The sequence below is a fragment of the Anaerococcus porci genome, assembly GCF_009696575.1.
GTDB classification, from domain to species: domain Bacteria; phylum Bacillota; class Clostridia; order Tissierellales; family Peptoniphilaceae; genus Anaerococcus; species Anaerococcus porci.
The window spans coordinates 229,201-237,001 of record NZ_VULQ01000003.1 but is presented as its reverse complement, the minus strand read 5'-3'; the positions used below and the strand labels follow the sequence as shown (position 1 = coordinate 237,001).

Genomic DNA, 7,801 nt, shown 5'->3' with positions numbered 1-7,801 from the left:
TGGTCATTCCATCATGCGATGATTTGACTTTATAGGGTATTATTCTTCGTTTCCAAAGGCTATCCCCTTGTGTAAGGCAGGTTACTCACGTGTTACTCACCCGTTCGCCACTAATCCACTTTTAATCGTTCCGAAGAACTCTTAATCGTTTCATCGTTCGACTTGCATGTGTTATGCACGCCGCCAGCGTTTATCCTGAGCCAGGATCAAACTCTCATTTAAAGTTCGATCTTGACTTCTGTCATTTTTTGTTTGGTTTACTCAAAGTAATTCACTTTACTTTTTTGTAGTTATCTATATATATTTTTTTGAGGTTCAATGTCGCTATCTTGTAACGACTATTATATAATACCATCTTCATTTTATCTTGTCAAGTATTTTTTTATTTTTTTCTAAAAAACACTTAGTTTTAAGATATCTTTTCTGATATGATATTGTATATATTATATACTGCACATTTTACTTTGTCAAGTTTTTTTATTTTTTATTATCTTGCTCAGTCATTTACAGTACCTTTATATAATACTATGGTTATTATCTTTTGTCAATTTTTTTCTGAAGTTTTTTTAAAAAAAGAAAAGAAGACCTATTTTACAATAAAAATTAGGTCTTCTTTGTCTTTTATTCCAAATTTTTTAAATATTTTATTTATTTAAGGCTTTTTTTAACTCTTCTAACTTTTCTTTGCACACATCCATAGCTTTTTGTAGTGAATCTTTCTTGGTCATATCTACTCCAGCATCTTTTAATACTTCCAATGGATACTTACTCTTTCCTGCTTTTAGAAAGTTAAGGTATTTTTCTATATCTTCTTTTTCTCCATTTAGTATTTTATCTGATAGGGTTACTGCTGATGAGAAACCTGTTGCGTATTGGAATACATAGTAGAACATATAAAAGTGTGGTATTCTTGCCCACTCTGTTGATATATATTCATCTACTTCTATATCTTCTCCAAAATAATCTACATTTAGATCATGATAAATTTGGTTTAGTTTCTCACTTGTTACAGGTTTTCCCTCCTCTACAAGTTTGTTTGCAATATGTTCAAATTCAGCAAACATAGTTTGCCTAAATACTGTAGACTTAAAGCTATTTACATAGTGATTTAATAAATAAGTTTTTTCTTTATCATTTTCTGCCTTATCTATCATATAGTTTAGTAGAAGTAGCTCATTTGTTGTTGATGCTATTTCTGCCAAAAATATTGAATATTCTCCATATATATAAGGTTGGCTACTTCTTGTGTAGTAGGAGTGCATGGAGTGACCTAATTCATGTGCTGTTGTAAATAGTGAATCTAGAGATTCGTTATAGTTTAATAGGATGTATGGTTCTGTATCATAGGATCCTGATGAGTATCCTCCTGATCTTTTTCCATCATTTTCTAATACGTCAAACCATCTATCATCAAATCCTTCTCTTGCCTTTTTAATATATTCTTCGCCTAGTGGAGCAAGAGCCTTAAGGATTAATTCCTTAGCCTCATCAAATGTATATTTTTTTTCATAATCTTCTACTAAGGGAAGATATATATCATGAAAGCCTAAATCACTAAGTCCTAAAACTTTTTTTCTAAGGCTTGTATAGTCTCTGTGAATTTCTATATTGTCATGGATTACTTCTATTAGATTATCATATACGCTTTCATTTATATTATTTCTAAATAGACTCATTTCTCTTGCAGACTTAAAGTTTTTAAGAGCTGCTATGGTGTTATTTGCAGTCATCTCGCCATCTAAAAGAGATGCAACTGTATTTTCAAATTGCTTATATGTCTTATAGTAGGTTTCGTAAACATCTCTTCTAAATTTACGGTTAGAATCTACTTGTAGGTTTGTGAAGTTTGCATCTGTAATTTTTACTTCTTTATCGCCTTTTTTGACACTTGGAAATTTTAAATCTGCATTTGAAAATATCATATAAGTGTTTTGTGGGTTTTGTGTAAGTTTTGAAAATGATGCTATTATTTTCTCTTCATTTTCTCCTAGAGTGTGGTCTTTGTTTCTAAATAAATCTTCAAAGTAATGAGCATATATTTTAAGTTCATCTTTTTGGTTTATAAAAGATTTTACCTTCTCGTAATCATCTGATAATATTTCAGGATTTACAAAAGATAAATTTTTTACCAAATCTCCATAAAGATTTGTTGCAATTTTTTCCATCTCTTGATATTTAGATACTCTTGTATCCTCATCTGACTTTAAGGATGCGTAGACACCAAGTTTCGAGAATTTTCTTTCAAGTTTTTCAGAATCCTTTAAAAACTTGTATAAAGAATCAGCTGACTCTAATATCCTTCCTTTATATGTCTTAACTTCTTTTAAAAGATTTTTTACTTCTTCTACTTCCTTATAAAAGTCATCATCGCTTTTATATATTTTTTCTGTATCCCACTTTAGGGACTTATCTATTTCATTTCTATTCATATTTTGCTCCTTTACTTAATGGCAAATTTTCCATTTTTTAATTTTTCTATACTTAAAATTTTAATAATCTTATCACTTTCCTTAGTGAAGTTTGCTATTACCATCTCACTATTTTCAATATTTGCTTTTTTACTTATATTTTCTATATTATAGGTCTTAAATAAATCTTTAAGGTACTTATCTTCTTTTACTCTCATCTTCGTAGCAATATTTATATCTCCATCTTCTATATCCTCGGCCTCATCTAAGATAGCATCACTTCTTATAGATGTAGGGTATATATTTTGATTTGAATTGTAAAAGTAAGCATAGTCCATCATATTTAAATACTTATTGTATATAGAATACTTTGAATATTGAAAATCATCAGATATTTGGACCTGACTTATAATTAAAATATCCCCACTAGGAGATGTCATCTTATAAAAACTAATGAGACTATAGGACTTATCTTCATCAAAAATTGGTCCTATTTCAATTTTCTCTTCATCTAAGCCTAGATTGTTATTCTTATCTTCATAGTTTACAAATATAGAATAACTACCAGAATTTTCTGTAGAAGGAAGAAGGGAAAGGCCTAAATCTATATTAGCTATCTTTGCAGATACAAGATTACCCACAGCCTCATCAAGATTTATAGAAGGGGATTTTCTCCCTTTTCCATACTTTTGTTCGAAGCTTTTCTTCTTATTTGTATTTTCAAAAGTTTTTTCTTTTCCTACATATTTTATATTAACTTTTTCCTTTATAGTTTCTTTATCACCATTTTTTAAAGAACTTTCACTTGGTTTTTGACAAGATGTAAAAAGAAAATATAAGCTAAGAAGACATAAAAGTATAGTATGTTTTCTCATAAGGCTCCCATTACAGACCTATTTCCTATATAAACAAATCCAATGGCTATAGCTACAAAGGCAACTAAGCTGATAATTCTTGTTGTAGATGAAATATCCATATTCATAATTGGAAAAGCTCCTGCTAGGATAAATCCTCCCAAAAGTCCACCCAAATGTCCTGTAATTCCAATCCCTGGCATCATAAATGAATAAATTATATTTATTACTATTATAGGAAGAAAACTTCTTCCAAATTGCATAAGGATATCATTATCTTTATAGTTTAACATAATGCCTAGCCCAAGACCTATAAGTCCATAAAGAGAAGTAGAGGCTCCGGCTGATACTGTGTTCAACTCTCCAAAAGCATAGGTTAAAAGATTACCCATAAGACCCGTTAGAATGTATATGATAAGAAAATTTCTTGATCCATAAAGAGATTCAAAAACTCCACCTATGGAATTTAAAAAATACATATTCATCAAAAGATGAAAAATTCCTATATGGATAAAGATTGCACAAAACATTCGCCACCACTGCCCTTGAAAGACATATATCTTATTCATAGCCTGAAACCTCACCAGATTTGATATATTTTCACTTCCTCCACTTACAGTCATCAAAATAAAGACTAGGATATTTATTCCCATTAGTATTCTTGTCATTTTTCCTTTACTCATATCTCTCTTTCCTTTAATTATACCATAGATATAAAGAGCTTAAAAAATAGCAAAGCTATCTTCTATTAGACTTCTTGCTATTTTTCTTATTTCTTTATCATAGTCTTCTCTATTTATATTTTCATCAATAGAAAATTCATAAATCTGATCAATTATATTGTTTTTTTCTATCCTTTGATAATCTACATCTTGTAAAAATATAACCCTTATATCTTTATTGTATCTTTTAGCAAATTTAGCAAGATTTATAGAATTTTCTCCATTAAATTCATCTACATTTTCAGTAAGAATCATTATATCTTGATCTTTCACTTCCTCTTTGAAGTCTACAAGAGATAAAATAAGCTCCATTGAATTAGAAATTTGTGCTCTAAAGAAGATATAAAGAGCCCAGCATACCCCGCCACCTGCTCCAAGATATGGAAAATCTATATGACCAACACCTAGTGCTTCTGATACTTTTTTTGAAAAGTGCTTACATGCTACTTCTAATTTTTCTATCTCTTCCTTACTAGCTCCCTTTCTTATAGGTCTTTTTTCTAAAAAGGAATTTTTTTCAAAAAGAGTAAGAGGTTGGCTTGTGGCAAGCTCAATATCCACATTAAATATTCTCTTATCAAGACCTGACATATCTATTGAATTAACCTTTATCATGTTTTTTGCAATAGGGGTAAGAGAATTTAAGTTCTTATCATAAAATCTAACACCTAAAGCATAAAGCATACCCATGCCCATATCATTTGTTGCAGTATCTCCTACTCCTATAAAGAACTTTTCACATCCATTATTAAAACCATCTACTATCATCTCCCCTAATCCTATGGAAGATGACTTCATTATATCAAGCGTATCCTTATCTAGGAGCCTAAGACCACAAGCTTCTGCCATCTCCATTACACAAAAATTGTTTTTAATTACATATCTTGCAGTTGAAGCCTCATTTTGTGGATTATGTACATTCACATAAGAGAAATCTCCTCCTATAACTTCTTTCATAATCTCTACAGTCCCTCTTCCTCCATCTAGAAAGGGAAGGATTTCAACATGGTTAGTCTTTTCATATTTTTCTAACTCGTCTTTAAAATAATTGGCTATCTCTATTGAGTTTTCAAAATCTTTTATAGAATCTAAAGCTAGTAGTATATTCATAATTCACCTCAATATAAATTATACCCAATATCTATATCTTAATTATTTAAATATCTTTACCGATTAAGAATTGGGTGTTATAATAAAATAGAAAGTTTATTAAATAAACTTTTACTGTTTAACTCATAGAAATCTATAAAGATTTCGCCCATCAAAGAGCCACTTAAATACATACTATAAGTGGCTTTTTATCTTTAATCTTATTTAAGACCAAAAGAAATTAATTTTTTTTATTTCTTTTGGTCTTATTTTTATTTTTTTATTTTTAATATTGATTTTAATTTTAGAATGAGTATAATTATCTTGTAAGTAAGAATGAAATAGAAAAATAATAAATAATTTTTTATGGAGGATATTATGTCATTAATCGGAAAAAGATTACCAGAATTTGAATTGGATGCTTATAATCCAAAGACAGATGAGTTTATCACAGTAAGTGATAAAGACCTAGAAGGTGAATGGAAAGTTTTAATGTTCTATCCAGCTGACTTTACTTTTGTATGTCCTACAGAACTTGAAGATTTACAAGAAAAGTATGATGAACTTAAAGGATTAGGTGCTGAAGTTTATTCAGTAAGTGTTGACACTCACTTTGTACACAAAGCTTGGCATGAAGAAAGTGATGCTATAGGCAAACTTGAATACACAATGATTGGTGATTCAAATAAAGAACTAACAAAGGCACTAGATATCTTGTCTGAAGATGGAAAGGCTCAAAGAGCAACTCTCATAATAGACCCAGACAATGTAATTCAAGCTTTAGAAATCAATGCTGATGGAATCGGAAGAAAAGCTGAAAACAACATTTACAAGGTAAAGGCTGGAAAATATGTAAGACAACACCCAGACCAAGTATGCCCTGCAAAATGGAATTCAGAAGATGATGATACTCTAACACCAGGACTTGACCTTGTAGGAAAAATCTAATGTTAGATCAAAAGCTAAAAGAACAACTTAAGGCTTACCTTAAGATGCTTAAGTCCAATGTAAACATTGGACTTTCTTTAAAAGATGATGAAAAATCAAAAAAACTAGAATCTTTTATAAGGGATGTTGAAAGTCTATCAGATAAAATCAAAGTAACAGAAGAAGACTTAGAATATAAACCTTCTTTCAGGCTTCAAGGTGACTTTGACCACGGTAAAATAGTCTTTGCAGGAATTCCTTTAGGACACGAATTTGAATCCTTTGTCCTTGCTCTTTTACAAGTTGGAGGTATAGCTCCAAAAATAAGTGATGAGGATAAAAAAAGAATCGAATCTATAGATACAAATGAAAACTACGAAACCATTGTTTCTCTAACATGTCACAACTGCCCTGAAGTTGTTCAATCCTTTAACATAATGGCTGTTTTAAATAAAAATGTAAACCACACAATGATTGAAGGATCAGTATTCCAAGATATAGCTGAAAAAAGAGATGTTATGGCAGTTCCTGCAATCTTTAAAGATAAAGAATTTGTTGATGGTGGTAAGAAAACTTTATCTAACCTACTAGACCTTGTTGCAGGAAAGGCTAAAAGGGATTTATCTAATTTTAAAAACTACGATATCTTAATAGTTGGAGGAGGTCCTGCAAGTGGAACTGCTGCAATCTATGGAGCTCGTAAGGGACTTAAGGTTGGTATAGTTGCAGATGAATTTGGTGGACAAGTTAATGAAACTCTTACAATTGAAAATATACCAGGACTTATATCTACAGAAGGACCAAAATACATGGCTCTTTTAAAAGAACAAGTTAAAAATCTTGGTGTAGATATAATTGAGGGAGTAAAAGCTCAAAGCTTTAGCAAGGAAGATAAAGAAATAATAATAGAGCTTGATGAAGGCTCAAAGATTAATAGCAAATCTTTAATCCTTGCAACTGGAACAAGATGGAGACTCTTAAATGTTCCAGGAGAAGATAAGTTTAAGACTAAGGGTATAGCTTTTTGTACCCACTGTGATGGTCCCTTATTTAAGGGCAAAGATGTTGGCGTAATTGGTGGCGGAAATTCAGGAATAGAAGCTGCAATCGACCTTGCAGGACTTGCTAATACTGTTACAGTATATGAATTTTTGCCAGAACTTAAGGCAGACAAAATACTACAAGAAAAATTAGAATCCCTTCAAAATGTCAAAGTTATAACCAATGCACAAACAACAGAATTCATAGGTGACAATAAGCTTACAGGCTTAAAATACACTGATCGCGTAACAGGAGAAGTACACGAAGAAAAACTTTCTGGAGTATTCTTACAAATAGGACAAATACCAAATACAGAATGGCTAGATGGTCTTGTAAAGCTTACAGATAGAGGTGAGATAGAAGTTAAAAAAGATGCTTCTACAAATATAGAAGGTGTCTTTGCAGCAGGAGATTGCACTGATTCAGTATATAAGCAAATAGTAATAGCATCAGGATCTGGAGCGACTGCAGCACTTTCAGCCTTTAACTACCTCATTAGAAAATAAATAATTTAAAAGGGTTTGTTGCAAAATTATGAATTTCTAATCTTCTATCATTACAAATTACTAATAGATAATTTGAAATAGCCTACCGGCTAAGAAAATCCAAATTGTCTGGAAAATCTTGTAATGATTTTGGAACGATTAATTCATTCTGCAATAGCCCTTTTTTTAATTTTTATTTCTTAATTATATTATATAAAACAATAAGAGGACTTAAGATGAATACTAAAGGTAAGATAAATTTTGAAAACAAAGTA

General features: G+C 30.6%; 6 protein-coding genes and 1 rRNA gene. 2 read left to right on the top strand and 5 right to left on the bottom strand.

Annotation, left to right across the window (positions count from 1 at the left end):
* The 5 genes from FYJ26_RS04190 to FYJ26_RS04170 all read right to left on the bottom strand — a co-directional run.
* Positions 1 to 222, bottom strand: a 16S ribosomal RNA gene (locus FYJ26_RS04190); the annotation flags it as partial.
* Positions 223 to 644: 422 nt separating this feature from the next.
* Positions 645 to 2,429, bottom strand: coding sequence for an oligoendopeptidase F (gene pepF / locus FYJ26_RS04185; protein ID WP_154539911.1), 1,785 nt, complete (start codon positions 2,427 to 2,429; stop codon positions 645 to 647).
* Positions 2,430 to 2,440: 11 nt separating this feature from the next.
* Positions 2,441 to 3,283: a hypothetical protein gene (locus FYJ26_RS04180; RefSeq protein ID WP_154539909.1), complete on the bottom strand. Its 843-nt coding sequence runs from the start codon at positions 3,281 to 3,283 to the stop codon at positions 2,441 to 2,443.
* Positions 3,280 to 3,945, bottom strand: a complete 666-nt coding sequence (locus tag FYJ26_RS04175) for a rhomboid family intramembrane serine protease (RefSeq protein ID WP_154539907.1) — start codon at positions 3,943 to 3,945, stop codon at positions 3,280 to 3,282. The genes FYJ26_RS04180 and FYJ26_RS04175 overlap by 4 nt, the downstream gene beginning before the upstream one ends.
* A 39-nt stretch (positions 3,946 to 3,984) precedes the next feature.
* On the bottom strand, positions 3,985 to 5,094 hold the full coding sequence (locus FYJ26_RS04170) for a glycerate kinase family protein (protein ID WP_154539905.1): 1,110 nt from the start codon (positions 5,092 to 5,094) through the stop codon (positions 3,985 to 3,987).
* A gap of 357 nt (positions 5,095 to 5,451) precedes the next feature.
* On the opposite strand from FYJ26_RS04170, the gene ahpC reads away from it, so the two are divergent.
* Both ahpC and ahpF read left to right on the top strand, forming a co-directional pair.
* On the top strand, positions 5,452 to 6,021 hold the full coding sequence (gene ahpC, locus FYJ26_RS04165) for an alkyl hydroperoxide reductase subunit C (protein ID WP_154539903.1): 570 nt from the start codon (positions 5,452 to 5,454) through the stop codon (positions 6,019 to 6,021).
* Complete coding sequence (gene ahpF / locus FYJ26_RS04160) at positions 6,021 to 7,547, top strand: alkyl hydroperoxide reductase subunit F (RefSeq protein ID WP_154539901.1); 1,527 nt, start codon at positions 6,021 to 6,023, stop codon at positions 7,545 to 7,547. The genes ahpC and ahpF overlap by 1 nt, the downstream gene beginning before the upstream one ends.
* The last annotated feature ends 254 nt before the right edge of the window (positions 7,548 to 7,801 follow it).